Source organism: Rhizobium sp. NXC24, from assembly GCF_002944315.1.
GTDB lineage: Bacteria > Pseudomonadota > Alphaproteobacteria > Rhizobiales > Rhizobiaceae > Rhizobium.
The window spans coordinates 156,247-180,798 of the sequence record NZ_CP024313.1; the positions used below are offsets into that span (position 1 = coordinate 156,247).

Annotated in this window: 24 protein-coding genes and 2 pseudogenes; 16 read left to right on the plus strand and 10 right to left on the minus strand. The window is 55.4% G+C overall.

Annotated features, from left to right (window positions below):
- Positions 1–293 precede the first annotated feature (293 nt).
- Positions 294–953 (plus strand): helix-turn-helix domain-containing protein, encoded by a 660-nt coding sequence (locus NXC24_RS22485; protein WP_104825671.1) that lies wholly within the window; start codon positions 294–296, stop codon positions 951–953.
- 196 nt (positions 954–1,149) lie between these two features.
- Here the strand turns inward: NXC24_RS22485 and NXC24_RS22490 are convergent, their stop codons facing one another.
- Positions 1,150–1,479 carry a hypothetical protein gene (locus NXC24_RS22490; protein ID WP_158704526.1) on the minus strand — a complete coding sequence of 110 codons (330 nt, stop codon included), beginning with the start codon at positions 1,477–1,479 and terminating at the stop codon, positions 1,150–1,152.
- A gap of 960 nt (positions 1,480–2,439) precedes the next feature.
- Between NXC24_RS22490 and NXC24_RS22500 the strand changes: the two genes are divergently transcribed.
- Positions 2,440–2,907 carry a helix-turn-helix domain-containing protein gene (locus NXC24_RS22500; RefSeq protein WP_104825674.1) on the plus strand — a complete coding sequence of 156 codons (468 nt, stop codon included), beginning with the start codon at positions 2,440–2,442 and terminating at the stop codon, positions 2,905–2,907.
- A 260-nt stretch (positions 2,908–3,167) separates the two neighbouring features.
- Here NXC24_RS22500 and repC read toward each other — a convergent pair whose 3' ends face one another.
- Positions 3,168–4,466 carry a plasmid replication protein RepC gene (repC, locus tag NXC24_RS22505; protein WP_104825675.1) on the minus strand — a complete coding sequence of 433 codons (1,299 nt, stop codon included), beginning with the start codon at positions 4,464–4,466 and terminating at the stop codon, positions 3,168–3,170.
- Between the two features lie 864 nt (positions 4,467–5,330).
- Positions 5,331–5,795, minus strand: coding sequence for a protein psiB (locus NXC24_RS22515; protein ID WP_104825676.1), 465 nt, complete (start codon positions 5,793–5,795; stop codon positions 5,331–5,333).
- 495 nt (positions 5,796–6,290) lie between these two features.
- On the opposite strand from NXC24_RS22515, the gene NXC24_RS35190 reads away from it, so the two are divergent.
- Together NXC24_RS35190 and NXC24_RS22520 are read left to right on the plus strand one after the other, a co-directional pair.
- A complete protein-coding gene (locus tag NXC24_RS35190) occupies positions 6,291–6,440 on the plus strand; it encodes a hypothetical protein (protein WP_158704527.1) in 150 nt (49 codons plus the stop codon).
- 146 nt (positions 6,441–6,586) lie between these two features.
- Positions 6,587–7,129, plus strand: coding sequence for a helix-turn-helix transcriptional regulator (locus NXC24_RS22520; protein ID WP_104825677.1), 543 nt, complete (start codon positions 6,587–6,589; stop codon positions 7,127–7,129).
- Positions 7,130–7,339: 210 nt separating this feature from the next.
- On the opposite strand, the gene NXC24_RS22525 is transcribed toward NXC24_RS22520, so the two are convergent.
- Positions 7,340–7,597, minus strand: a complete 258-nt coding sequence (locus tag NXC24_RS22525; protein WP_104825678.1) for a DUF982 domain-containing protein — start codon at positions 7,595–7,597, stop codon at positions 7,340–7,342.
- A 119-nt stretch (positions 7,598–7,716) separates the two neighbouring features.
- On the opposite strand from NXC24_RS22525, the gene NXC24_RS22530 reads away from it, so the two are divergent.
- A complete protein-coding gene (locus tag NXC24_RS22530) occupies positions 7,717–7,929 on the plus strand; it encodes a hypothetical protein (RefSeq protein WP_104825679.1) in 213 nt (70 codons plus the stop codon).
- Between the two features lie 409 nt (positions 7,930–8,338).
- Here NXC24_RS22530 and NXC24_RS22535 read toward each other — a convergent pair whose 3' ends face one another.
- A complete protein-coding gene (locus NXC24_RS22535; protein ID WP_104825680.1) occupies positions 8,339–9,265 on the minus strand; it encodes a LysR family transcriptional regulator in 927 nt (308 codons plus the stop codon).
- A 328-nt stretch (positions 9,266–9,593) separates the two neighbouring features.
- Between NXC24_RS22535 and NXC24_RS22540 the strand changes: the two genes are divergently transcribed.
- The 11 genes and pseudogenes from NXC24_RS22540 to cysC all read left to right on the plus strand — a co-directional run bounded on the left by NXC24_RS22540 (position 9,594) and on the right by cysC (position 21,151).
- Positions 9,594–10,184 (plus strand): NodA family N-acyltransferase, encoded by a 591-nt coding sequence (locus NXC24_RS22540; RefSeq protein ID WP_104825681.1) that lies wholly within the window; start codon positions 9,594–9,596, stop codon positions 10,182–10,184.
- On the plus strand, positions 10,181–10,840 hold the full coding sequence (gene nodB, locus NXC24_RS22545) for a chitooligosaccharide deacetylase NodB (RefSeq protein WP_104825682.1): 660 nt from the start codon (positions 10,181–10,183) through the stop codon (positions 10,838–10,840). Before NXC24_RS22540 ends, nodB begins: the two co-directional genes overlap by 4 nt.
- Positions 10,841–10,851: 11 nt before the next feature.
- Positions 10,852–12,210 carry a chitooligosaccharide synthase NodC gene (gene nodC, locus NXC24_RS22550; protein ID WP_104825683.1) on the plus strand — a complete coding sequence of 453 codons (1,359 nt, stop codon included), beginning with the start codon at positions 10,852–10,854 and terminating at the stop codon, positions 12,208–12,210.
- Positions 12,128–12,845: pseudogene (gene nodS, locus NXC24_RS22555) on the plus strand (nodulation methyltransferase NodS). The gene nodC and the pseudogene nodS overlap by 83 nt, the downstream one beginning before the upstream one ends.
- Before the next feature lie 35 nt (positions 12,846–12,880).
- A complete protein-coding gene (gene nodU / locus NXC24_RS22560) occupies positions 12,881–14,608 on the plus strand; it encodes a nodulation protein NodU (RefSeq protein WP_104825685.1) in 1,728 nt (575 codons plus the stop codon).
- Positions 14,596–15,510 (plus strand): nodulation factor ABC transporter ATP-binding protein NodI, encoded by a 915-nt coding sequence (nodI, locus tag NXC24_RS22565; protein ID WP_104825686.1) that lies wholly within the window; start codon positions 14,596–14,598, stop codon positions 15,508–15,510. Before nodU ends, nodI begins: the two co-directional genes overlap by 13 nt.
- 3 nt (positions 15,511–15,513) lie before the next feature.
- On the plus strand, positions 15,514–16,299 hold the full coding sequence (locus NXC24_RS22570) for an ABC transporter permease (RefSeq protein ID WP_104825687.1): 786 nt from the start codon (positions 15,514–15,516) through the stop codon (positions 16,297–16,299).
- Positions 16,300–16,331: 32 nt separating this feature from the next.
- The gene (locus NXC24_RS22575; protein ID WP_104825688.1) at positions 16,332–17,384 is read left to right on the plus strand and encodes an NADP(H)-dependent aldo-keto reductase; all 1,053 of its coding nucleotides are present in this window, start codon (positions 16,332–16,334) and stop codon (positions 17,382–17,384) included.
- Positions 17,385–17,558: 174 nt separating this feature from the next.
- Complete coding sequence (locus NXC24_RS22580) at positions 17,559–18,308, plus strand: sulfotransferase domain-containing protein (RefSeq protein ID WP_104825689.1); 750 nt, start codon at positions 17,559–17,561, stop codon at positions 18,306–18,308.
- A 5-nt stretch (positions 18,309–18,313) separates the two neighbouring features.
- Positions 18,314–19,214 (plus strand): annotated as a pseudogene (gene cysD / locus NXC24_RS22585) (sulfate adenylyltransferase subunit CysD).
- A complete protein-coding gene (gene cysC, locus NXC24_RS22590) occupies positions 19,214–21,151 on the plus strand; it encodes an adenylyl-sulfate kinase (RefSeq protein ID WP_104825690.1) in 1,938 nt (645 codons plus the stop codon). Before cysD ends, cysC begins: the two are co-directional and overlap by 1 nt.
- A 469-nt stretch (positions 21,152–21,620) precedes the next feature.
- Here cysC and NXC24_RS22600 read toward each other — a convergent pair whose 3' ends face one another.
- The 5 genes from NXC24_RS22600 to NXC24_RS22620 form a co-directional block, all read right to left on the minus strand.
- Positions 21,621–21,875 (minus strand): DUF982 domain-containing protein, encoded by a 255-nt coding sequence (locus NXC24_RS22600; RefSeq protein WP_104825691.1) that lies wholly within the window; start codon positions 21,873–21,875, stop codon positions 21,621–21,623.
- A 524-nt stretch (positions 21,876–22,399) separates the two neighbouring features.
- Positions 22,400–22,606 (minus strand): CsbD family protein, encoded by a 207-nt coding sequence (locus NXC24_RS22605; RefSeq protein WP_104825692.1) that lies wholly within the window; start codon positions 22,604–22,606, stop codon positions 22,400–22,402.
- A gap of 682 nt (positions 22,607–23,288) precedes the next feature.
- A complete protein-coding gene (locus NXC24_RS35195; protein ID WP_158704528.1) occupies positions 23,289–23,522 on the minus strand; it encodes a hypothetical protein in 234 nt (77 codons plus the stop codon).
- Between the two features lie 92 nt (positions 23,523–23,614).
- Positions 23,615–24,115 (minus strand): hypothetical protein, encoded by a 501-nt coding sequence (locus NXC24_RS22615; RefSeq protein ID WP_245464057.1) that lies wholly within the window; start codon positions 24,113–24,115, stop codon positions 23,615–23,617.
- Positions 24,037–24,465 (minus strand): hypothetical protein, encoded by a 429-nt coding sequence (locus tag NXC24_RS22620; RefSeq protein ID WP_245464058.1) that lies wholly within the window; start codon positions 24,463–24,465, stop codon positions 24,037–24,039. Before NXC24_RS22620 ends, NXC24_RS22615 begins: the two co-directional genes overlap by 79 nt.
- Between the last annotated feature and the right edge of the window lie 87 nt (positions 24,466–24,552).

Sequence of the window (24,552 nt, forward strand, 5' to 3'; positions counted from 1 at the left end):
CGGAATCAATCGAAGGCAACTTTGGAGGCGCATCCGCGGGCTTCGCAGGGCGAACCTGGCGTCGATTGGACGTCTTTGCCGAAAAACTCGCCGTCATTATCTTCTGACCGGTCGGCGCCATGATTTCTTACGACGGCGACGAGCCGCTGCCTCTAGTGATGAATATCCTTTAAAAGGGATCGCAATACATCGCCGGCAATGATGCCGTTTAAGTGTTTACCCTTAGTGATGAAACCGAATTTATCGCTCCCATAAGAACCGGCAATCTTGCCCCGGAACATGGGGAATACAAGATGCAGCCGAAATTCATGCCCGCAGCACAGACTTGGACTACGCCAACGAAAATTGTGGGGCCGCAAATTGCAGGAGCGCACCTCGCCGTCACATATGAGCGAGGCCAAGAGATATACGCGCAGGGCGGGAGCGCCGATAAGTGCTATCGGGTTTCTGCCGGAGCTGTCCGGGTATGTCGCATTCTTCCGAACGGGGGGAGGCAGGTCGTTTCCTTCCATGTCGCGGGGGAAGTGTTCGGCTTCGAAGCTGGCGCTCAGCATCGTTATTTTGCCGAAGCGCTCGCCCTAACAAGAATAGTGGCTTTTGGACAGGGCCTTGCTCAGCAGCGGCATTTGCCGGAACTCTTTGCACTTGCTCTTGAAGCTATGGAACGTGCTCAGGAACACCTGCTGCTTATCGGACGGCAGTCTGCGATTGAACGGGTGGCGGCATTTTTGTTGGATCTCTGCGAGCGCCTGGGAGGCACTCGGCAGTTTAGATTGGCCATGTCGCGGCAGGACATTGCAGACTATCTCGCCTTGACGATCGAGACGGTATCGCGTGCCATGAGCGAGTTGAAGGAAGAAAGTATAATCAGCCTGCGACATGCGCGAATGGTCGAGATTAGGAAGCCTGATGCACTTCGTTCGCTCTGTGGCCATATTGCCGGACTATCTTAGCGCGACCTGTGCGATGCAGTTGCGGCCATCGCGCCGAAAAAATGCGATTTGCGGCCGCGCATGTCATTTCATCTGGGACATTGTCCGGCGGGCCCACGTCAGCTTGTTTCGGGCCCTTGTCCGGAACTTGTGGCGTGGACCGTAGCATGACGGTCACCTTCCGTCAGGCATGATTCAGCACCTGTCAGCAGCAGTTTTATGGATCGATGCCGATCCTGTTGCTAACGGCATCGGACATTCGGGCATTGGCCCGAAGGCCACGACCGTCTCGTATCATCATCTGGAAATCCTCTGCTACCATGCCCGGAGCGAAGGGCCAGGTGCTGCCGCCAACCGGAATGGAGATCAGATCGTAGCGGCTGTTCGTCCACGGCGAGATCCAAACCGGCAATGGCTTCTCCGTATTGCCTGATGGCGTCAAGACGACGGCGCCGGCGGCGTCTGCGAAAAGAAAGCGTTCGCCCTTCGGCCGGATTGATCCGGTGGCTGAGATTATTGGCCGCCACCAGGGCCCGTCGTCCATCATGCGAACAGAGCGGTCCGCGAGCGTAGAGGAAGCCGGAACATGTGCCGGCAAGATCGATCGCACCCGCTATTTCGACACCAATGCGGTGTGCGAGCAGCGACGTCGTCACGAACGATGTCGCAGCCCTCAACGGCAGCCTCAGCGGCCTTCGCCGCAAGTCCGCTGAGCGTCTCGGCATCGTCAAGCCAGTGGCTCGGGGATGCCGGTCTGGCGCTCGATTCAGTCGGGTTCAAGGCCGAGCCCTATTCAATCCGGGCATTTTCGACGCGTCAATCGGGCACCGCACGGCCGACACCTACCAGAGAAGACGAGCGCCTCCCTCCATAGCCGCCCAATCCCCAGAAAGCCGCAGTAAGCCTTTCGCTTTGACGCTCTGCGAGCTTTACGATGCGCTCACCGACCGGGTCCGTCATTTGAAGAAAGGCACTGTCCCGTCCGCTTCGCGCGAGCAAGCCGACCATCAGAAATCGCTTAATTTTATGCAACAACCTGAGAGGGATCACCGATAAGGCTCTCTGGGAAAACCATCACCAGAGTACCATCTTACTTTCCCTGCTAACCAAATGGGATATAAGCAGACACGAAGATGCGCCGACCGTTCGCTCGGCCGTTCACATCGGAACCAATGACGATGCCACTGACTCCGTTTTAGGCGCTTCAAGGATGTATTCGCGAATTTTGGCTTTATTTCAAGGTGATCGTGGTGGTTTGAAGATTGTCGCAGCGAGCAATCGTTTGTCGCTGATTTAATCCGATCCCCGATCTCGCAGCCGTGATTTGACTTCAGCGTGCATCGGATTACTGAAGCAAATTGGCTAAACTCTTTAAAGTTGTTATAACCTGATAATGTCCTCTCGGAATGGACAAAATACGACCCGCAAAGTGGCAAAGGCAAGCAGTTCAAGTCCGTTCAAGGCGACCCACGCTGACCGGCAATTGTTGAAAAAATAAGGACAGGCGGTGACGCAAGATCTAGAAAGTTACAAAAGTGCGAGAGGCCTCGTAGATACCGCCGATCCGGAAGTCGACAAGCCGATCTACCGCAAGCCCGGTTTTGACGGGAAAGTTGCGACGTTAGGAGATATGGAAGAGCTGATCAGCGCATTCTTAAAAAAAACGCGCGAGGCCGAAGGCCTCTCTCGCGCGGATCTTGCGCCAATGCTCGGTCTGTCGACACCCGTTTACGGACGTTACGAGCGGGCGTTTTCAAAGATGACGGTCACCCGAATGATTCATCTCTGTGAAATTCTCGGCTTTATGCCCATAGATATGCTCTTTGAAGCGGCGCCCCATCTTTGGGGACGCACGCCTGAGGAAGCCGAGGATCGTCTCACTCTGGACCGAATTATCAGATCACTTCCAAGCGAGGCAACGCGCGATCTCGTTCGGCTGTTGAAGCGTATGATGCCTCAAGATAGCGGGAGCTAATAAGACATCAATCGCAGGAAAGCTTGGCTATCTGGTAGGCACTCGGGCAACGGACAGCGTTGGTCTTCACCGACGATCTCGCCGCCGATGTGGTTTCCATGACCATCTTTTAAAGGAACCGGGCCCCGTAGTCATAGAAGCCTGGACCCTACACTCACTCGTTTTCCGGTCGCTCACCGCATGCGCCGACATCGTCGATCACTTTGATCGTGACGCATGAACACTGTCGACTAGAACGCTGCACTAAGAGCGTGACCCGGTCAAGTTTGCCCGGCCATTCGAGTGCTTTCCTCAAGGTCGCGGCGAGCCGCCAGGCCGAAGACCGAGCGGGTAAGATGCAATCTGCCCGAGGCTGCGCGCTCGGCCATTGCGCGCAGATATCCGCCAGGCGAACTGACTTCCCGCCGATTTGCTTTTTCAAGAGTAACTGCCACCGCCACTGCTGCTTGCTGTTCGCCCATTGCTTCCACGGCGCAGCGGCGGGCATCCTCTGAGATGCCGGCGAAGCGGCATAGCATCGGAGTCAGCCGAACAAACTCCTGAAAGTTCTTGGGAGTGCATCCAAGCTCCGCGAGGGCCGGGGTTGCCCGCAAGACATCTCTAAGCGCGATTAGAGCCTGCCGCTGAGGCTCCCGCTCGCTGACTGAGCCTCGCCAAGGCGTTGCGGTTTCTTCAGAAACCGAGCTGCTGGCGGCGCTGGCTTTTGGAAAACTGTATTGTCCGAAATGAGCCGAACCCTCTCGAACATTACTACTACGTTCTGATTGATAAGGGGGTGTAGTCTGTTTCTGCATGCCGTTTTCGCCACGCAAGCATGTCGTTTTCACTGCGCCGAGTTGGTCTTCAGGTCGCGGGTCGAGCTGCATCAGTCGGTCCATAGACCATTCCAGAAGGACAGTCGCACGACGCAGCATCCGGTTGGACGCTTTGGCAGCAATTCCGATATAGTTGCTGATGCGCTCGACGCGGTCGGCAACGCGTTGGCGCATTGTTGCACCTACATCAGCGACACCAGCGAGGGCACAACGAATATTGCGCAAGGCGCCGCGATATCGTCGTAACGCGGCTTCGGTCGCCTTCTTCTCCGCCCGGGTATCTTTTACGAGGCGAGTAAGCTCGCCATATCGCAGGACCAGTATTCGAAGGTCGACCCCGCATCCATCCGTTATGTCGCCATCGCTGTTTCTGACGGGATATCGCTTATAGTTTCCACTGTCCTGCATCGTGATCAAACCGAGATCGAAAAGCTTGGAAAGCATTCGACTGATCCGACCAACCGAACGCCCGACCTCAAACGCCAATTGTCGGTTCGATTTGAACACGATTGGTCGCCCCGACGTATCGAACGCATCGGCGGGGGCGGTGTTGATCAATATCAGCAACAGATGGCTTTCCGTTCCATTTATCAGCCCTGTACAGGTCAGATTTTGAGCAAGCACCGCCAATTGGGCACGTGTCACCATTCCGATTTCTGCCGATTTTGCCAAGCGCCGGAATTCGACCCTTTGAGGCGTTATCTTACGGCCAACCGGCCGTTGGCAGGTGGTTATATCGTCCATATCCTCGTCTCCGCTCGGGACCAGGCAAAGCTCCGCCGTTCACCAAAGTGGTGTTTTTTGTTGACAAGGAAGGAAGGGTCTGCGAGAAAGGTTTTGGCTAATTTATTCTCTTACAGACCCGCTTCCGGATTTCTTCGGGAGCGGTTTTCTTTTTCTGGTCGGTTTTGTCTCTCCATTTCAAACCCGACCCACGCGTCGGGATATTTGCGGTCAATACGAGAAAAGCATATCTCAACAAATCAATTTGGCGCAAGATATGTACGAATTTGAGCTGCTACTTGAGGTCGCAGCCGGGCAATTTCTGAACTAAGTATTTGATTTTTCTATGTTTAGGAAAATCTAAATGCCATTTCGACGCAGTTTCGACCGATCCTATTTGGTTCGCCATATGGATAAGAAGTCTAGAATTGGCCGATGCTCGGACATCGAGCCATTGACGCTTGACCGAAAACGCAATGCTGCTCACGTACTTGCCGGTGAGCATCAGAGTGCGAGATGTGGATGGCTGGATGAATAGCGATAGCCCGCTTTCCCGATTGGTCATTATCGACCCGGGGCCATCAGATGGGGCGGGAGGATTGTGCCGTCCGCGGTCGAAGTAAACTCCGTCCCCTGATTTGGGGTTTGGGATCAGATCTCCTGGAGCAATGATTACCTGAGGTGCGTGGGGTCGCCATCTCAGACCTGCGAACGGCGCGCGTTTTCGGGAGTCCCCTGAGAATCTCCCCCCTGTTTAGCTGCAGCGCCACTGTAGCAAATTCATCAAGGGATTGCCGTTTTGCAAACGAGTAAGTTAGGTGAAACTGAGTACTTAAGCCTTTGTCGCCACGCCCGGCCGAACGTTCGCGAGCGTGGCGGTCGGATTTATTGTATCAAACCGCGATCGTCGCTCTCTTCGAGCACGGGAGAGCGACGATCAATACGGACTTGCAAGTTTGCCAGTGCCCCGGCAACTATAAGACCCTTTGGCGTCATGTCGCCAGCCGTAGCAAAGACTGGATCGAGCACCGGCCGGCAACATTGGAAACGTGCCGCCGCATCCGCAATCGTGATCAAAGGGGGACGATAAGGTTGTCCGCCATCGCCTCCCACAAGGACAATTTTCCCCGCCAGAGGCTTTGGATAGCCATCAAAGATCGTAAAGGCGGTCAGCCCATCACGCAACGCTTCTTCGTCTACGAATAGCGAGTGCATATCGTCAAAGCGGATCATCTCGATCAGCCTGCTACCAATCAAGTCATAGATCGGAGCAATGCTGCTTCCATCCTGAAGCTCAACCGCCCCAAAACGGGCGGTGTCCGACTCTAACACGTACACGATATTTTTCATTTGCTTTAGCCTTCTATTGGAAGCGATCTCGTGCCCACAAAGATGAGCGAGAAGGGAGGCTTGGCACCAACCCCAGATAGCGGAGACGCGGCGCAATATGCTGATTTCATAAGGCGCTGTAAATGCCGCCTGTGCCAATTTGGCACGCGTTTCGCAATCTGGACAGCCTTGCAGGCTAGGCGAAATTCGAAAGATTTGCAGTAAAATCAGGTGAGTTAGGCTGGTATTTCATAGGAAGCCTTTAGTGAGAAAGCCGGAAGGCGAGCCAAATATATTTTGCGTTTTTTGGGCAAAGAAATCGAAAGCAGTATGTCAGTAGACGCATGTTTGAGCTTAATATGCAATTTTCAGTAGGCGTATCGACTGGGAGTGCTGTATAGAGTCGTGCCGACTAGTGACCTCTTAAAAATACGACCCAGAGGAGCCCATCTATGAAGGGGCGCCCCGGCCCTAGACCCAAGCGGCAGGGAGCCGCTTCGGCCGCTCGGTGAACAAATGGCATTGATGCGTTTCGTCCGAAATTGGACCCGTCGGGAAGGTCATGCCAGTGCGGCACTGTTCGGCGATAACCAATTTGGCGCGCTTTTGCTTTTCTTGCACCAAAGAGAGTGCGGTGCCCGCTTTCATTTAATTATTGAAAAATAAGGACGATATGCAGAATTAGCGCACGCGGCACGAAGTCGATTGATAGAAAGCTGCGCCAAAATTGATCAAAAATGCAACGCTATAGGTTTTAACCTCGATATTTTTCCGTATAAAAGAGATCTTGTGCATTAACCTCAGTCTCAGCAATGGCAGGTCCATCTTTGAAGCAATGGATTAAAGAACTCGGTTTGCAGCAGGTCGTCGACCCACGCATAGACAAACCAGTCTATCGGAAGCCCTTTGACGGGCGAATTGCGCTTAGCGCCGAACTGGAAGAACAGATCTGCACCAGTCTTCGTGGCGCCCGCGACAGACGAAAACTGCCTCGGTCGAAACTTGCGCCCTTGCTTGGGCTCAGCGAACAGGTTTATGGCCGCTACGAAAATAAAGTCTCCCGTCTGACGGTATGCCGGCTTATTCATCTCTGTGAGGTTCTGGACGCCACTCCGGAGGAAATTATCGCGCCGGCAGCACCCCACCTCTGGGGCGGGACTGAAGCCAAAGCGGTTCTGCTATTGGCCTCAATCGAAAAGTTGCGGACCTTGGACGAAGAAACTTTGCGAGATGTTTTCAGCTTGTTAAGTCGCATAGAGACTTGCGGCAAAAATGATGGCCAGACAGTCGGCGACCCTGAATGCCGCAATGCTGTCGAATTCGCAATTGCAAAGCAAATTATCGGCAGCAAATGACGGAAAGGCGTTGTGCCGATTGAAGTAGATCCATCATGACGAGGTCTTGTGCGCTTTGCGATGTTGCGCGGGAGACGAAAGGCGCCATAAAGTGCGAAGAGGCCTCGTCCTGAAGTACCCGCATTAAACCGGCCGATTCCGGAGCGTTCCTTTCACGCCTTCCAAAAACGCGGTAGGGAACCGCCATGCTTACGTGCGTTTTCACCCCCATCAGCATTGATTAAAGAAGGGGATCCCAGCTTCTTCGGCTGCAGCCAAGAACGCCCGCCGCGCTGCGTCGGCAGAGATTTTGCGATCATGCGCATCAATGAGTGCTTGTTTGGCTCGGTCGAATAATTTGCCGGTTTGGTTTCCTGGCCACTCCGCCAACATGTATTCTGCTGCCTTTTCCGTACTGTCGATGGTAAGATATTTGCCGGCCCGGCGCGTTTCGATCGTCACTGGCAGCGTCCACCATTGTAGTGTCATCTTCGTTTCCTCCTACTTCCGAACCGCGAGCGCTAAACTGGGTTCCGCGGAGCGCAGGGAGCGCTCAATGCCAGTGCCACTGCCACTTCCGAGGGGCACCGAGCTCAGGGAGAAAGCAAATGATATTCACTCAAGCCGACCTCGATATGGTGGATCGTCATATCGCAGAAAGTGAAGAACAGGTTTTACGGCAGGAGCGAAAAGTGACTGTCCTTCGTATGCAACACCTAGATACGGCATTGGCGGAAAACATTCTGAAAGTTTTTTACGAAACGCTGCTGATACAGAATGCCAATCGCGACCTATTTGCTGCTCACCTGAGACAGAAATGATCGCAATGCGCTCTCCTATATGCTGACGGAACCAACGGGCATCGGCGTAACGTTGGACGACGTCGGTCCACGGATCTTCACGTGGATGGCAATGAAGATGTGGGGCGCTGCACCAGAAGTGTGGCTAACCCGTACCAGTACTCTTTCGATACGCGTGTATTCCGCGCCTTGTCCACCATGCAAAGCGCACATCACCGCTGGCTAAGCTCACACACATTGTCATTTAAAACTGGCGTTCTATCGACGGCATAAAAGACATTCCTGCCAATCTGCTTTGCGCCGCCCTTCCGAATGACATGCCACATCCGTTGAAAGTCAGGTGCTTCGATGACCTCTCCGCCTAATAAACTCGATCTTGCGAGTATTCCGCATGAGATGGGCTCCAGCAACATTGCTGGCATGTCCGCACTCAATGCTCTGCGGGTGGAAGGGCAAGGCGCGATGCTTCCTGTAATAAGATCCCGCGCATCCACAGGCTCGCCGGATCACTATTTTGAAGCGCGGGCCATTGCACGGCTTCTGTGAATGGGGGAAGTGGCAGTGGAAGGTCCATGATCCGAAGAGGCAAAACGTTTGCGAAATGTTGCGCCAGTCGCAATGGCACGGTCGCTATGCGATTGGTATTGGACAGAACCGGCGGGATCATGCTGAAGCCCTGCACGACCACCTCGATACGTCTCTTGAAACCATGTTCGAGCAAATACCATTCTTCGATTGACGGTCTTCGTGAATTCCCGAATTTGGCCGCGACGTGCCCCATGGACATGTATCTGTCGAAGGTAAGCGGCTGTGATAGCTCTTGGTTCCTGCCACAGCCTACGCATACGAGTCTCTCCTCAAACAGTTTCGCTCGAGGATGTCCAGTTGGCATGAACACTTCCGGAAGAATGATAAAATCGACTTCGCCACGGCGCAGAAGCTCGTCGTAATCATCCGCGAGGGGCAGGAATTCGAAGCTCACGCCTGGAGCTTCCCGCGCAGCACGTTTCACGACCTTTTCCATAAACACGAGCGTGAGGAAATCGGAAAGAATGATCCTGAAACGGCGATCCGATTGAAAGGGATCAAACGGTTCCCAGGAAATGATGGAAAGCTGAATATGGAGCAAGGCTTCGCGGACGGCCGAAACGAGCCCCTCGGCGCGGGGCGTCAGGACAAGTTCGCGACCATTCATCGTAAACAGTTCATCCTCGAAATAGACACGCAATCGGCCGACAGCAGCGCTCATTGCAGGCTGGCTGAGATTGATGCTGCGTGCCGCGGCCGTCAGGTTACGCTCGGTCATCAATGCGTCGAGCGCTACGAGAAGATTTAAGTCCAGTCCTTTGAAACGCATTTTTTCCTTCATTCAAGATGTGGATGGTTGCCATCCAAACAATCAATTTTACCGATTCGGCATGATGGTGCATGAGGAAAATGTCGATAACCTGACAAGTATGTCGATTAGCAGACGAGTACATCGGCGCAAGCTTACGAACGATCGATGAAGGCCGGAAGTATTCAGAGAGTTGATCATCTCAGACGCGAGCGGAATGGAAAGGTTCTACTATCACGATTGTTCGCCGTTGCGACCGCCTGGCGCGTATGACGTGCGGTAGACAAGCAGTTGCTGCAATCACACGATGTTTCCCTCAGAACTACAGCAAGAAAAAGGAGGTCTTTGCATGCGCTCAAAGGTGCGGTGGAGACTGTGCTGGGAAAACGAGTTGGAACTCGCCGAGCATATCGAGCTCGCCGACTTCTTTCGGATGACCTATGGGCCAACCGGGCCCTTTAATGCAAAACCATTCGAGGGCAGTCGAAGCTGGGCGGGAGCAAGGCCCGAACTTCGTCTCATCGGCTATGATTCCAATGGTGTCGCGGCTCATCTAGGCTTGCTGCGCCGATTTATTAAGATTGGTGCAATCGATCAGTTGGTGGGTGAGCTCGGATTATATGGCGTACGTCCGGATCTCGAGGGACTGGGGATCGGGCATTCAATTCACGCCATGCTTCCTGTGCTGCGCGAACTCGCCGTTCCATTTGCTTTCGGCACCGTTCGGCCCGCATTGCAAAAGCACATCGAAAGGTTCGGCCGTCACGGTCCGGTAACGATCTTATCGGGGATTCGTGTGTGGTCCACTCTACCGGAGGCGCGCCTTGACAAGCCGCCCACACGCATTGACGACGCGCTTGTCATCGTCCTGCCGATCGGAGGATCCATCTCCGATTGGCCTGCCGGCACGGTAATCGATCGGAACGGGCCAGAGCTATGACGCACCTTGATTGCTTATACGAAATGCCAGATGCGTGCGTTGACGGCACCAACCAGCCGAGCATCTATCTGACATTTGACGACGGACCTCATCCCTTTTGTACGCCTGAGATTCTAGATGTGCTGGCGCAACATCAGGCGGCCGCAACCTTCTTCGTTATCGGAACTTACGCGGCCGAGCGGCCGAAACTCATCCAACGAATGATCGCCGAAGGGCACAAGGTCGCCAATCACACCATGACCCATCCGGACCTGTCCAATTGCGGTCCCGGCGAAATAGAACATGAGATATCTGAGGCGAGCAGGGCTATCAAGACTGCATGCCCGCAGGCGTCGGTGCAATACATGCGGGCTCCCTACGGGAGCTGGACCCAAGACGTTCTTTCCGTGTCGGCGAGTTCAGGGCTGGAAGCCGTCCATTGGTCGGTGGACCCGCGAGACTGGTCTCGTCCTGGCGTCGACGCCATTGTCGATGCTGTGCTCGCCTCTATCCGTCCCGGCGCAATCGTTCTGTTGCACGACGGATGCCCTCCAAGCGAGGCCGAGCCGAGCACAGATAGCAGTCTGCGCCATCATACCATCATCGCACTCTCTCGCATCATCCCAGTCGTGCGCGACCGCGGATTTGTAATCCGCTCGCTTCCTCAACATCACTGAAAGCGATATTCATGAATCTGCTCGACGCAACCAGCACTGCCGCTATCTCGCTTTATGCGCTGCTCTCGACGGCTTATAAAAGCATGCAGGTCGTTTATGCTCGGCCGACCGATGAACCATCAACCTCTGCAGAGCCGATCGGTTCGGCGCATTGGCCGAGCGTCGATGTTATCATACCCTCCTTCAATGAGGATCCGGGTACACTCTGGGACTGCCTGGAGTCCATCGCGCAGCAAGAATATGCTGGGGATCTGAATGTCTATGTGGTTGATGACGGTTCCAGCAATCGCGACGCCATCACGCCAGTCCACACGGCATTTGCACGCGATCCAAGATTCACATTCATTCTTCTCAAGGAGAATGTTGGAAAGCGCAAGGCGCAGATAGCGGCGATACGCCGTTCCTCTGGGGATTTGGTCCTCAACGTCGACTCGGACACCATTCTCGCCCCAGACGTCGTCGTGAAACTTGCAGTCAAGATGCAAGATCCGGCGATTGGCGCGGCTATGGGCCAACTTGCTGCCAGCAACCGCCACGAGACCTGGTTGACCCGTTTGATCGACATGGAATACTGGCTGGCCTGTAACGAGGAGCGGGCGGCACAGGCTCGTTTCGGTGCTGTCATGTGCTGCTGTGGCCCATGCGCCATGTACCGCCGGACCGCGCTTACCATGCTACTCGACCAGTACGAAACGCAAATGTTCCGGGGAAAGCGAAGCGATTTCGGCGAAGATCGTCATCTTACGATCCTCATGTTGAAGGCCGGATTTCGGACCGAATATGTACCAACCGCCATCGCGGCAACTGTTGTTCCAAACAAGCTGCGCCCTTATCTGCGTCAACAACTTCGCTGGGCACGCAGCACTTTCCGCGACACTTTGCTTGCAATGAACCTTCTGCCTGGTCTTGACCGTTTTCTCACTTTGGACGTCATTGGTCAGAACCTAGGTCCGCTCCTGCTCGCCGTCTCGGTGCTAAGCGGACTAGTACAGTTCGCACTCACCGGGACCGTGCCCTGGTGGACATGCCTGATGATCGCATCGATGACCATGATCCGATGCAGCGTCGCGGCGTTTCGTGCTCGCCAATTTCGATTTATCGGCTTCTCCCTGCATACCTTCATCAACATCTTTTTCCTGCTTCCCTTGAAGGCCTACGCGCTCTGTACGTTGAGCAATAGCGATTGGCTGTCGCGCGGCTCTGCTGCCAAGGCACCAGACAAGGGTGGAAAGCTGGACGCCATCCAAGACCCAATTGCTGGATCAAGCCCGAGAGAATCCCAGGAAAATGAAGCTCCGCTTCGCCGGCACAATCTTGCGCGAGATGCTACCAGATCGATGGCATATGACGGCATTTGCACCGACCAGTGATGACCGCTTTATCAAGGTAGACGCACTTGAAAACGCACGACAATTATCAACTCTTAAATCGCGAACTGGCTGCTGACGATCCGTGGCGCCTCGACGGAAATCCGTTCGAACGCAAGCGTCACGCGCAAATGCTCCTGCTGTCGCTTGGCCAGGGCCCCATCGCAAATGCACTCGAAGTCGGGTGTGCGGCCGGCGCGTTTACGGAAAAGCTGGCGCCCCATTGCCAGCGCCTCACCGTTATCGACGTCGTGCCAGAAGCGATTGATCGAACACGCCGACGGATGAACAAGCCGGCACATATCAGCTGGGTTGTCTCAGACGTACAACAGTTTTCCTCTGAAGAGCGTTTCGATCTGATCGTCGTCGCAGAAGTTCTTTATTACCTCGCAGACATTGCCGAGATGCGAATGGCAGTTGGCAACCTGCTTCGCATGCTTGCGCCGGGCGGGCATCTGGTTTTCGGCTCGGCTCGCGATGCGAACTGCCGGCGCTGGGGTCATGCTGCCGGCGCTGAGACGGTCATCGCCATTCTCACCGAAATGTTGGTCGAGGTAGAGCGTCTTGAGTTACAGGGGGACTCGGACAACGAAGACTGCTTGCTCGTCCGTTTCCGCAATCCGGTTTCCTCTTCCTGATCAATCGAAGTTTCGAGCTTAGACATGGAGACACTATGCGCATCTGTGGTATAAAGCTGACCCATGACGGGGCGATCGCCCTTATCGAGGACGGACGGCTAATCTTCTGCATTGAGCAGGAGAAGCAAGACAACAACCGCCGATACCAAACGATCGACAATCTCGACGCAATTGTCACCGCGTTGGCGGAACACGGTCTCAATCCAAGCGATGTCGATCAGTTCGTGATCGACGGATGGGATGGTGAAGTCGAATCGCGTTTCCAGGTCCTCAGCGGCGCGGCTCCCGTCACTCTCAAGGGGGCGCCGTACGTTGAACTCCACCCCGACGGTCTTCTCGATTCGCTCGACTGCTCCGGCCTCATTCTCAACGACCGGGCTTTTTCTTATAAGAGCTATCCGCATGTGACCGGCCATGTGGCCTCCGCATACTGCACCAGTCCATTCGCCAAGGCTGGCGAACCCGCTTTCTGCCTGGTCTGGGATGGCTGCATCTTCCCGCGTCTCTATTACGTCGATGGCCACGGAGCCCGGTTCCTTGAGTCCTTATTCCCGATGATAGGGCAAGCCTACGCGGCCGCGGGCCATTACTTCGGGCCATATAAGCAGCCAAGCCGCGCGGGCTGGGACCTCGGTGTCGCCGGCAAGCTGATGGCCTATATCGCGCTTGGTTCGATTGATGAAGACATCGTCGCGGTGTTCGAAGAGCTCTACGAGGAGCACTTTTCAGGCGATACAGAGCGAGCCTGTCGCTATCGCGCAAACATCAACGACGCTGAATCTTCCCTCATAGCCGTGCATGATTTCTTCGATGCCAGCGTGGTCCGATTGGAGAATAAGGCGCCCGAAAATGTGCTTGCATCATTCCATTCTTTCCTGGAGCTTCTCTTAGTCGGTGAAATGGCGCTTGCCATGCAGCGCCACTCTTTGCCCGGGCCGCAAAACTTATGCATAGCCGGCGGCTGTGGTCTCAATATCAAATGGAATAGTGCACTGCGTGCGACAGGCCTGTTCGATGCCGTCTGGGTGCCGCCATTTCCGAATGACAGTGGCTCTGCAATCGGTGCCGCCTGCAGCGCCATGGCGGCGCATGAAGGCTTCGTGCCGCTGGAGTGGTCGGTCTACAGCGGCCCGGCTTTGAAAAATGGCGACGCGCCGCCCGGATGGGAGGCTGCCCCGTGCAGCATATCAGAAGTCGCAACCATCCTCGCCAGCAATAAGCCCGTTGTCTTTCTTGCTGGGCGCGCCGAGCTCGGACCCCGGGCGCTCGGAGGCAGAAGCATTCTCGCAGCCGCGACCTCGCCGCAAATGAAAGACTATCTCAACGAAGTCAAATTTCGCGAACACTTCCGGCCGGTGGCGCCAATATGCCTCGAAGACCGTGCGCCGGATATATTCAGTCCCGGAACGCCCGATCCTTACATGCTCTTCGACCACCAGACGCGCCCGGAGTGGAAGGACAAAATTCCCGCTGTCGTCCATCTCGACGGATCTGCACGTTTGCAAACCATTTCCAGGAGCTCTGAACACGGAGTTACCGAACTCCTCATCGAGTATGAAAAACTCACAGGCATCCCGCTGCTTTGCAACACGAGCGCCAACCTCCATGGACGGGGCTTCTTCCCGGATGCTGCCGCAGCCTGCGAATGGGGACGCATCGAACATGTATGGTGCAACGGCGTGCTCTTCACTAAGGAGCGGGTCTCTGAATTGGCGCCAGTCGGCGTCGCAGCCAACATGAAGATGAGCACATGTCCGCGGTAGCAATCGAACTTGCCGGTGTCACGAAGTCATACGACGGAAGGACCGTTGTCGACGGGCTGTCGTTTTCCGTTGGAGCGGGAGAGTGCTTTGGCCTGCTCGGGCCGAACGGCGCGGGAAAAAGTACAATCGCGCGCATGGTTCTCGGCATGACTCTTCCTGACTCCGGCAAGATCAGCGTGCTCGGCATACCGGTGCCGGCGCGCGCGCGCCTGGCACGCAGGCGCATAGGCGTCGTCCCTCAGTTCGACAACCTCGACGCCGAATTCACTGTGCGCGAAAATCTCGTAGTGTTCGGACGCTATTTCGGCATGAGCACGCGCGAGGTCGAAAAGGTTATCCCGTCACTGCTCGAGTTCGCGCGCCTCGAGAGCAAGGTGCATGCACGCGTTTCCGAGTTGTCCGGCGGCATGAAGCGGCGCCTGACACTGGCACGTGCGCTGATCAACGACCCGCAACTGCTTGTCATGGACGAGCCGACGACTGGCCTTGATCCACATGCGCGCCACTTGATCTGGGAGCGCCTGCGGGCACTTTTGGCGCGCGGCAAGACAATTATCTTGACCACGCACTTCATGGAAGAAGCTGAGCGTTTGTGCGACCGCCTGTGCGTCATCGAGAAGGGACGCATCATCGCCGAGGGCCGCCCGCATGCGCTTGTCGACGAGCAGATCGGCTGCCAGGTGATCGAAATATATGGCGGCAATCCGCATGAACTGCATTCAGCGATCCGGCCATATGCGCAACGGTTCGAGGTGAGCGGCGAGACGCTCTTTTGTTATGCGTCCGATCCTGAGCCGGTGTTGGCGCAACTGCGCGGGCGAACGGGCCTGCGTCTTTTGCAGCGGCCACCGAATCTGGAGGATGTTTTTTTGCGGCTGACCGGGCGCGAGATGGAGAAATAAACGATGGGTGAAGGTTATGCGACAACGCTGCCGGCTAATGCTTGGAACTGGATTGCGGTGTGGCGCCGCAACTATCTGGCATGGAAGAAGGTTGCGCTTGCGTCGATACTCGGCAATCTCGCCGATCCCATGATCTACCTGTTCGGTCTCGGCTTCGGCCTCGGAGTAATGGTCGGTCGCGTGGACGGGGCTCCATACATCGCGTTTCTGACGGGCGGCATGGTTGCGGCAAGTTCCATGACATCTGCTACCTTCGAAACGATTTATGCAGCTTTCGCTCGCATGCAATCTCACCGCTGGGAAGCAATCCTATACACACAACTGACGCTCGGCGATGTCGTCCTGGGCGAATTGGCGTGGGCGGCCACCAAGGCGTTTCTGGCCGGTACGGGAATTTTGATCGTCGCCATTATGCTCGGCTATGCGGCGTGGACTTCGATCCCCTGCGTGCTGCCCGTTATTGCGCTAACCGGGTTTGCATTCGCAAGCGTGGCGATGGTCGTCGTGGCACTTGCACCCAGTTACGACTATTTCATTTTCTACCAGACGCTCGTCCTCACACCCATGCTGTTCCTGTGCGGCGCGGTCTTTCCGGTCGCACAACTGCCGGACGGATTTCAGGGAATGGCGCACTTCCTGCCGCTCGCACATGCGATCGACCTCATTCGTCCAGCAATGCTCGGCCGGCCCGCGGAAAGCGTCGGCCTGCATGTCGGTGCGCTTTGCCTCTATGCGGCATTGCCGTTCTTCCTTTCGGCAAGGCTTTTGCGGCGCCGTCTGATGCCCTGAAGCCGTGACCGCTTACGAAAAGGAGTTATGAAATGCAGTATCGCGAACTGGGCCGCAGCGGCCTGAAAGTAAGCGCGCTCGGCTTGGGTACGATGAGCTGGGGAGAGCAGAACACAGAGGCCGAGGCACACGCGCAACTTGAGGCGGCTCTCGATGCAGGCGTAAATTTTGTCGACACGGCGGAGATGTATCCTGTACCACCGCGCGTCGGAACATACGGTCTTTCAGAGCGCTATATCGGCAGTTGGCTGCGCAAAAGCGGCCGCAGGCAGGATGTGGTGCTCTCGACCAAAGCGGTCGGTCCTGTACGACCAGGCAAAGCAAACCTGCCCTATGTCCGGGACGGCCGCGTCAGCTATACGCGCGCAAACCTTTTCGATGCAGTCGACGCCAGCCTTCAAAGGCTGCAGACGGATCATATCGATCTGTTTCAGCTGCACTGGCCAGACCGCAGCACAAACGTCTTTCAATTGCTCGACTACCAATATGAGCTTGATCACGATACGATCCCTATCCTGGAGACGTTGGAGGCCCTGGATGCGCTCGTCAAAAGCGGTCGGATTCGCCACATCGGGCTCTCCAATGAAACGCCATGGGGGCTTGCCAGCTTTCTGCATCTTGCGGAAATGCACGGCCTTGCTCGCGTGACAAGCATCCAGAACCCCTACAATCTTATCAACCTCGATTTCGAGAACGGCATTGCAGAAATGGCTCTGCGCGAAGGGGTAGGGCTCCTCGTCTATTCGCCCCTTGCTATGGGTACCCTCACTGGCAAGTACCTGGGTGGTCAGCGGCCAAGCGGTTCGCGGCTGAACTTGTTCGGACGGTTCTTTCGCTACAGCAACGAAAGAGCGCAACATGCGGCTCTCGCATATACAACGCTATTTCGAGAACATGGCATCGACCCAGTGCATGGCGCCTTGTCTTTCGTCATGAGCCGGCCCTTCGTTGCAAGCACCCTCGTGGGCGCGACTTCCCTGACACAATTGACGCACAACTTCGCCGCTGCCGAAGTCAAGTTGTCACGCGAGATTCTGGATGGAATCCAGTCGATCTACCAGCGTTACGGGTCGCCGGCACCATGATGCGCCTGGTCGGTTTTTTAGTCCAATCGCGCGACCTCTGGCCCTCGGTCCGATTTGCGGAACTGCTTTAAAGAGCCAGCCGCTGGGCCCTTACGCTCGTCAGCGCAACCGCGGAGTTCTTGTGCAGGCGGCCATCCACACCTTTGTGATCAATAACAGTTGGAAACATGCGCAATGATCCATTCCCGACCGTCGCCCGAGCCATTTGTAATCCTTGCGATGCCGCGAACTGGGACGCACTATCTCGAAGCGTTGCTGAACGACCATCCAAATGTCTTGAGCAACGGTGAGTTGCTCAACAGCTATGACGAAAATTGGCCCGATAAGGATCGTCTGCGGCACAGCGATCGCGAGCTTCTCGAGCTCGCCTATATGCGCTATCCACCGAGCGAAAAGAAGGTCACACACGTCGGCTGTAAGATCAACGAGCCTCAATTTTATGACCGTCCAGGCTTTTTCGACGAATTGGCTCGCTGGCAAGGCCTCAAGGTCATTTTGCTTACTCGCAATACACTCGAATCCCTGCGATCGCTGGTGCAGGCAAGGCAAACGGGCCAGTGGCTGAAATTTAACGCGGACCCTAATGAGCCCCCAAGCGTTTCGCTGACAGTGGACGAATGCGAAGCCTATTTCAAAGCTGCCGACGATTTCCATACACGGGTCAAGGGCGCTTTCGATCCGAGCAAACTGCTGATGATCGAATATCAGGATCTTCTTCTTAAACCGAGCGCGTGTCTGGCAACCGTTTTGGCCTTCCTCGGAGCTCCCGCGCATCCGTCTTCCGATCGCACCACCATTCAACGGCAGGAAACACGCTCGCTCGCTCGCTCGCTGCAGAATTTTGACGAGCTACGGCGGCACTTTGCAGGCGGGCCTTATGCGAAGTTCTTCGAGCTTAACGACGCATCGGCTCCGCAAGGATAAATGAGATGTCTTTCGACAATCTGCGATACCTTGAATCCGAAGCCATCCATATTATTCGGGAAGTCGCTGCGACCTTTTCCAATCCGGTTGTGCTCTATTCCATCGGAAAGGACTCCTCCGTCTTATTGCATCTCGCGATGAGGGCGTTCTTCCCGGGAAAACCACCCTTTCCCTTTCTTCATGTGGACACCCGGTGGAAGTTTCGGGAGATGATCGCCTTCCGCGACCGCATGATGCGGGAAATGGACCTGAAATTGATTGTCCACGTCAATCAGGATGGCATCGATCAGGACATCAGCCCTTTTCGAGACGGCTCCAACGTGCACACGTACATGATGAAGACCCTGGCGCTGCGCCAGGCGTTGGACAAATACGGTTTCGATGCTGCGCTCGCAGGCGCCCGCCGCGACGAGGAGAAATCGCGAGCCAAAGAGCGGATATTTTCCCTTCGCAACGCCCAGCATGCTTGGGATCCGAAACGCCAGCGTCCGGAGATGTGGAGAACCTACAATACGCGTGTCAGCGCGGGCGAAACGATGCGCGTCTTTCCGCTTTCCAACTGGACCGAGCTCGACATCTGGCAGTACATCCAACAGGAAAATATCCCAGTCGTACCACTCTATTTTGCGGCGCCGCGGCCCGTCGTGCATCGCGGTGCGACGATGATCATGGTCGATGACGAGCGTATGCCGCTTGAGCCCGACGAAACGGTCACGCAACGCATGATCCGTTTCCGTACGCTCGGCTGCTACCCTTTGACCGGCGCGATCGAATCCAGCGCGGAGACGGTGCCGGAAAGTCCTGCGCGAGATCGTGGAGGCACGCACCTCCGAGAGACAGAGCCGGCTGATCGATCTCGACGAGGCCGGTGCAATGGAGAAGAAGAAGCGCGAAGGGTACTTCTGATGTCATATCCTTTTTCCATCTCACCGCATGACATAGAAGAGCATCTGGTCCAAGAGGACAAAGCACCGGTTCTTCGATTCATTACCTGCGGTTCTGTCGACGACGGCAAATCGACCCTAATCGGTCGACTGCTCTGCGATGCGCAACTGGTCTTCGAAGACCAATTGGCAGACCTTCGCCACGGCGGCATCCGCGGCGGCAATGGCGAGGAAATCGATTTCTCTTTGCTGCTCGACGGCCTTGAGGCGGAGCGCGAGCAGGGCATCACCATCGATGTCGCCTATCGCTATTTCTCAACGTCGAAGCGCAAGTTCATCGTTGCCGATACGCCAGGCCACCTCGAATATACCCGCAACATGGTAACGGGCGCGTCGACTGCCGACCTTGCCGTCATCCTCGTCGACGGCCGTCAAGGCATACTCGAGCAAACACGCAGGCATTCCTATCTCGCCTCGCTTCTGGGCATTCGCCATGTCGTGCTGGCGGTGAACAAGATCGATCTCGTCGATTTCAGCAGGGCGATATTTGATGCTATTGTGGCCGAATACGTGAGCTTCTCGGAAAAGCTCGGTTTTGCCAGCGTAATGGCTATTCCGATGTCCGCTCGCTTCGGAGACAATATTGTTTCGAAATCCGGGAAATTACCCTGGTATCAGGGCCCGGCGCTTCTTGAATATCTGGAAACGGTGAAACTCGACGAACCTAACAGGCAAAAACCCTTTCGTTTTCCGGTTCAGCTCGTGATGCGGCCCAATTCTGATTTTCGCGGTTACGCGGGCCGGGTCGCATCCGGAAAAATTGCGGTCGGCGATCCGGTGATCGTTGCAAAATCAGGGCTACGCTCGTCGGTTAGAGCGATCATTGCCCCTGCCGGCAACCAGATATCTGCCGCAGAGGGGGAACCGGTAACCTTGGTCATTGCCGACGAGTTAGATGTCTCGAGAGGCGACGTGCTGGTTGACCCCGCCTCAAGACCTTTTGTCTCGGACCAACTTCAGGCGCATCTCATTTGGTTCGATGCCAATCCGATGCTCCCGGGGCGAAGTTATCTCTTGAGAACGGAGACGGACAGTGTCAACGCCACGGTGACTGCGCTCAAGCACCAACTGAATGTCGACAGCTTCGTTCGCGAACCAGCCAAACTGCTTCACATGAACGAGGTGGGCGTCTGCAACATCATGACGCAACGACCGATCGTCTTTGACGGCTATAAGGAAAATAGGTCAACCGGCAATTTCATCATCGTCGATAGGGTAAGCAGCGCGACCGTCGGTGCCGGCATGATCGATTTCCCGCTTCGTCGTGCTGACAACGTTCATTGGCAAGCGCTCGACGTCGACAAGGCCGCGCGGTCGGCGCTCAAGGACCAAAAGCCCGCTGTCCTTTGGCTCACAGGTCTGTCGGGTTCGGGCAAGTCGACGATCGCAAATGCGCTCGAAGCGCTTCTGCATACTTACGGCAAACATACCTATCTCTTGGACGGAGATAACGTACGCCACGGGCTTAATCGTGATCTTGGCTTTACCGCGGCTGATCGGGTCGAGAACATACGCCGCGTCGCTGAGGTCGCCAAGTTGATGGCGGACGCAGGGCTGATCGTAATTTGCTCCTTCATCTCTCCCTTCCGAGACGAGCGGCGTATGGCGCGCGAGCTCATGGGCGAAGGCGAGTTCATCGAAATCTTCGTCGATACGCCCTTGGAGGAATGCGCGCGCCGCGATCCGAAAGGGCTTTATAAGAAGGCCTTTGCCGGAAACATTGCCAATTTCACCGGTGTCTCGTCTCCATATGAGGCGCCGGAGAACCCGGAACTTCATCTCAAAACCATGGGCCAGGAGCCGGCGACGTTAGCGCTTCAGATAGAAGAGTTCCTTCGAAGCCGAATGGAGGAGAAATATCGCACTGGCCCAGTGCAGACAGGAATTTTAGCAATTTGAGATCCTGGGGGGGCCGAAAATCTGCTGCAGCTGCTCCGCTGAGAAGAGTATCCGGCCAGGCCAGCGGGTGCTGGCATTTCATTAGCCTTACGGACCAGATGACCGCAGCCAACCGAGGGGATACGCCTTCAAGTACGGATGGACACTTATCGCAGGGAGGAAATCTTCTTCGAGTTGCGGGTCCAGAAGGTTGTGCCAAAAACCTTCGCTAAGTTTAGCTCCTGCCGGTACGTGGAGGAAGGAGAGAGGCTTCCCCGATCTTACGTCATCGCTGCTTGCAAGCCGGAAGCTGATGCGCTCGCCTTACGCGATCGGTTCTTCGGCATACGAGTCGATGCCGGCAAGACGATCGAAAAGGATGTGTATCGGGGCGTTGATAAGCTGCAGCGCGCAAAGAGGGGAAGACGCGAAGACGCTGAAGAAAAACCCATCGCTGCCTCCCGCATATATTCGGGAGGCAGGCATGACCTCACCGGCCGTACACAAAGACCCCATCCTCTCGGGCCGCCTTAATGATCGCCTCTCGCGCTTCTTCGGCAGTTATTCTGCCCTCATGGGCTGCAAGAACCGCTCTCTTGGCGTCTTCATAGGCTTCGCCGGTATTCTCTGCCGGCCATTCGTTGAGCAGGAAATCGGCAGCGCGCTCGGCGCTGTTGATCGCGACCGCTCTGCCAGCATGTCTCGTTTCCAGCATCAGAGTTTTATCCCACCATTGTCTGGTCATGGCATCCTTCCTCCGCAATCAAACTGGCGATCAGATGCTTTGTTCCAAGGAGGGCGAGGTGATGGTCATCTTCGAAATATTCTGTATTCGCATTCGGGTACCCCTCCGCACGTGGAGGGTTCGCTTATGGCTACGTGTTTCCGGAATTTCTTTATCCGCTACGCGACTATCTGCGAGGCTTGTGCGGCGACGTCAGGCTTTCAAGACTGATCGAGAGGCGGCTTTCATGGTGCACAGTTGATTGGCAGCCGCGTCAAGTTCTCTTCGCAGGAATCCGACATGGCGTCGACATTGTTCATGATCCAGAAATCGGCAGTCGGGTCCGTAAGAACGACGAGCGCAGAAATTCATCATACGTCCGCCGTGCTCCAGCGCCGCCGACCATCCGGCCCAGAGAGGACTTCCATCTTAAAATTGCTGCTAGTCATATTACCAACATTACTCCTACCCACTTAGGTAAGTGGGGAGCATGTCCGGGCCTTTCGGGCGCTAATTCATGCAGTCAAAGGGAACAATGCAGCCTGTTACTCCCAGGTCTGTCGATTGTACCAATCGTCGATGTCGCGCCGCGCGCGGTCTTTTTCCAAGCCGTAGCGTTCCTGGATCTTGCTTTGGAGCTGATCTCGGCGTCCGTCGATTAGATCAAGGTCGTCACGCGTGAGCTGGCCCCACTGCTCTTTGACCCTTCCCTTCATCTGCTTCCAATTTCCTTCAACTTTATTCCAATCCATGACTTTCTCCTTGTCATAGGACTTGTGCCTGCAGCGGTAACGTAGATCGGCTATCTTTGTTCATGAAGTAATCGGAAGGGCCGCCGCGCGAAGCTGGGCAAGCAAGCGCGGGGAAGCTGGGGTTAAGACCGCCGCTTTCATTTCAGCACGCAGAAGTCGGATCAACCCTCAGCGACAGATTCTGCGAATGCTTCCTATCGCTTCACCGTCTGTAAATTTCGTCGTCAAGGCCTTCTTGCCCCATTCTGCCGACTAGGGATCAATGGCAAAGTATTTTACCAAGAAGGGTTCGCTAAAAGCGGCCATGCACAAGCAAGTCTGGCGAGGTGGCGTTCGTCATGAATGCCTTTGCTTATAAAAGAGTGACCAGGATTGGTGCCAGTCGCTGGGTTTCGTTTACATCTTTCATTAGGTTCAATCTTGAGAAAATGTGCTCAAAGCAAGCTGACAAATTTCTAGGTCACGGAGACCTAAGATTGCCTCATGGTTCCGAATATATTGAGTAACGTCGAACCATCCTCATCATGCCGCTCCGTCAGGCTGGATACCGGTGACCCTATATCGGGAGAATTCGAAACCATCCGCTGCTTGTGCATGAGTATACAACGCACGATTACACTCCAGGCAACATTCTCGCAACCTGAGGCGTCATTTTTTTGGGCATCTTCTCGGCGCCGCTACTTTACTGCTGAGCGGGCGCTGTCGCAGGCGGCGTGGTGGTGGTCGGCGGCTGTGTTGTCGTCGTCTGGGCTGGGGCGTTAGGATTTGTCGTGCTGGCGTGCGGCCAGAAAGACCAGGCGAGAGCTGCGACCAGAATTACAGCAAGTATGGCGACCCATGGCATCCAGGGCTGCCGGCGTACAGGTGTCGTTCTGATATCTGGGTTGGGGGTCGGCCTGTTCAAATCGTTGCTCATCGGAGTACTCCTTTGAGACGTAACCTCTAGCTGCAGCAAAAGTTCCTGACGACGCGGCGTTGCGGTCCAGTGGCGCTAATATAGCGCGCGGTTCATTGGGTTGGTTGATGTCCGTGATCGAATTCATCTCTCAAGTATTTGGCGTCGTATAAGAATGGAAGAAGCCGAGCCGTTCCGGGCACAATCTTGGACCCGTCCGCGTCGACCTTGAGGCGAGCTGTCCATCTAATCATATGGTTGTTGTCGGTCGGGTCTAATGTCGGAAACTTGAGGCGACGACTTTGATCAGTTGTGACCACATCAATGGTATAGCTATCGTCTTCAAGGTGTCGATCAGAAATGATCTCCACATGAAACCGGCCACCTTCCGTCCTGGCATCGCCCTCGTAGCCACATCGCTGGATGCAACCTGGCAAATCACCCCTGACTGTGAATGAGATCAACGTGCCGTCCACAAGGTTGGTTACCCCGTTAAATGACGGTGGGTTTCCTTTGCTCATGGTAATCGAGAGCATTAGATCGTTATCGCTGGCAGCAAAAGCAGAAGGCACCATGAAGAACGATAATGCGGCAACGACGACGGCGTGATGCATAGCAATCCCCCAATTTCCGCAATGATTATCGGTAATGAGCTAAGAGTCGAGTCAACTATGCGTGCGAGCGTGGCGCCCGGTGAATGGCCAAATTCATCATCGCCGTCTAGGTATTCCAGCTCGTGATCAATATGATCGATCGCCCAACAGAGCGCCTCGATCTCGCTTCTCAGGTGCTCGGCTAAGTCCTCGGTAATGATGGTGATATCGGCCGCAGGCAGAGAGGCCTTGCTGTTGATGACCTTGATTCCGTCAGCCTGAAGGCCCGCAAGATGATGTTTCGCCCGCTCGATCTGGAACAACAGCTTGCCGCGGTGATCCAATAGGTATTCTCTCGTCTCGTCGATCATTTGGGTATCTCCGAGGGATGTAGCTGCATAGCCTTATATTTCGAGACCTTGTTCGGTAATCCAAAAATATTCGATATTGTCGATAGG

Excerpts from the sequence above, each read along its gene's own strand:
- NXC24_RS22485 (WP_104825671.1), top strand. The coding sequence starts at position 294 with ATGCAGCCGAAATTCATGCCCGCAGCACAGACTTGGACTACGCCAACG.
- NXC24_RS22490 (WP_158704526.1), bottom strand. The coding sequence starts at position 1,479 with ATGATGGACGACGGGCCCTGGTGGCGGCCAATAATCTCAGCCACCGGA.
- repC (WP_104825675.1), bottom strand. The coding sequence starts at position 4,466 with ATGGACGATATAACCACCTGCCAACGGCCGGTTGGCCGTAAGATAACG.
- NXC24_RS22515 (WP_104825676.1), bottom strand. The coding sequence starts at position 5,795 with ATGAAAAATATCGTGTACGTGTTAGAGTCGGACACCGCCCGTTTTGGG.
- NXC24_RS35190 (WP_158704527.1), top strand. The coding sequence starts at position 6,291 with ATGGCATTGATGCGTTTCGTCCGAAATTGGACCCGTCGGGAAGGTCAT.
- NXC24_RS22520 (WP_104825677.1), top strand. The coding sequence starts at position 6,587 with ATGGCAGGTCCATCTTTGAAGCAATGGATTAAAGAACTCGGTTTGCAG.
- NXC24_RS22525 (WP_104825678.1), bottom strand. The coding sequence starts at position 7,597 with ATGACACTACAATGGTGGACGCTGCCAGTGACGATCGAAACGCGCCGG.
- NXC24_RS22530 (WP_104825679.1), top strand. The coding sequence starts at position 7,717 with ATGATATTCACTCAAGCCGACCTCGATATGGTGGATCGTCATATCGCA.
- NXC24_RS22535 (WP_104825680.1), bottom strand. The coding sequence starts at position 9,265 with ATGCGTTTCAAAGGACTGGACTTAAATCTTCTCGTAGCGCTCGACGCA.
- NXC24_RS22540 (WP_104825681.1), top strand. The coding sequence starts at position 9,594 with ATGCGCTCAAAGGTGCGGTGGAGACTGTGCTGGGAAAACGAGTTGGAA.
- nodB (WP_104825682.1), top strand. The coding sequence starts at position 10,181 with ATGACGCACCTTGATTGCTTATACGAAATGCCAGATGCGTGCGTTGAC.
- nodC (WP_104825683.1), top strand. The coding sequence starts at position 10,852 with ATGAATCTGCTCGACGCAACCAGCACTGCCGCTATCTCGCTTTATGCG.
- nodU (WP_104825685.1), top strand. The coding sequence starts at position 12,881 with ATGCGCATCTGTGGTATAAAGCTGACCCATGACGGGGCGATCGCCCTT.
- nodI (WP_104825686.1), top strand. The coding sequence starts at position 14,596 with ATGTCCGCGGTAGCAATCGAACTTGCCGGTGTCACGAAGTCATACGAC.
- NXC24_RS22570 (WP_104825687.1), top strand. The coding sequence starts at position 15,514 with ATGGGTGAAGGTTATGCGACAACGCTGCCGGCTAATGCTTGGAACTGG.
- NXC24_RS22575 (WP_104825688.1), top strand. The coding sequence starts at position 16,332 with ATGCAGTATCGCGAACTGGGCCGCAGCGGCCTGAAAGTAAGCGCGCTC.
- NXC24_RS22580 (WP_104825689.1), top strand. The coding sequence starts at position 17,559 with ATGATCCATTCCCGACCGTCGCCCGAGCCATTTGTAATCCTTGCGATG.
- cysC (WP_104825690.1), top strand. The coding sequence starts at position 19,214 with ATGTCATATCCTTTTTCCATCTCACCGCATGACATAGAAGAGCATCTG.
- NXC24_RS22600 (WP_104825691.1), bottom strand. The coding sequence starts at position 21,875 with ATGACCAGACAATGGTGGGATAAAACTCTGATGCTGGAAACGAGACAT.
- NXC24_RS22605 (WP_104825692.1), bottom strand. The coding sequence starts at position 22,606 with ATGGATTGGAATAAAGTTGAAGGAAATTGGAAGCAGATGAAGGGAAGG.
- NXC24_RS35195 (WP_158704528.1), bottom strand. The coding sequence starts at position 23,522 with ATGAGCAACGATTTGAACAGGCCGACCCCCAACCCAGATATCAGAACG.
- NXC24_RS22615 (WP_245464057.1), bottom strand. The coding sequence starts at position 24,115 with ATGCATCACGCCGTCGTCGTTGCCGCATTATCGTTCTTCATGGTGCCT.
- NXC24_RS22620 (WP_245464058.1), bottom strand. The coding sequence starts at position 24,465 with ATGATCGACGAGACGAGAGAATACCTATTGGATCACCGCGGCAAGCTG.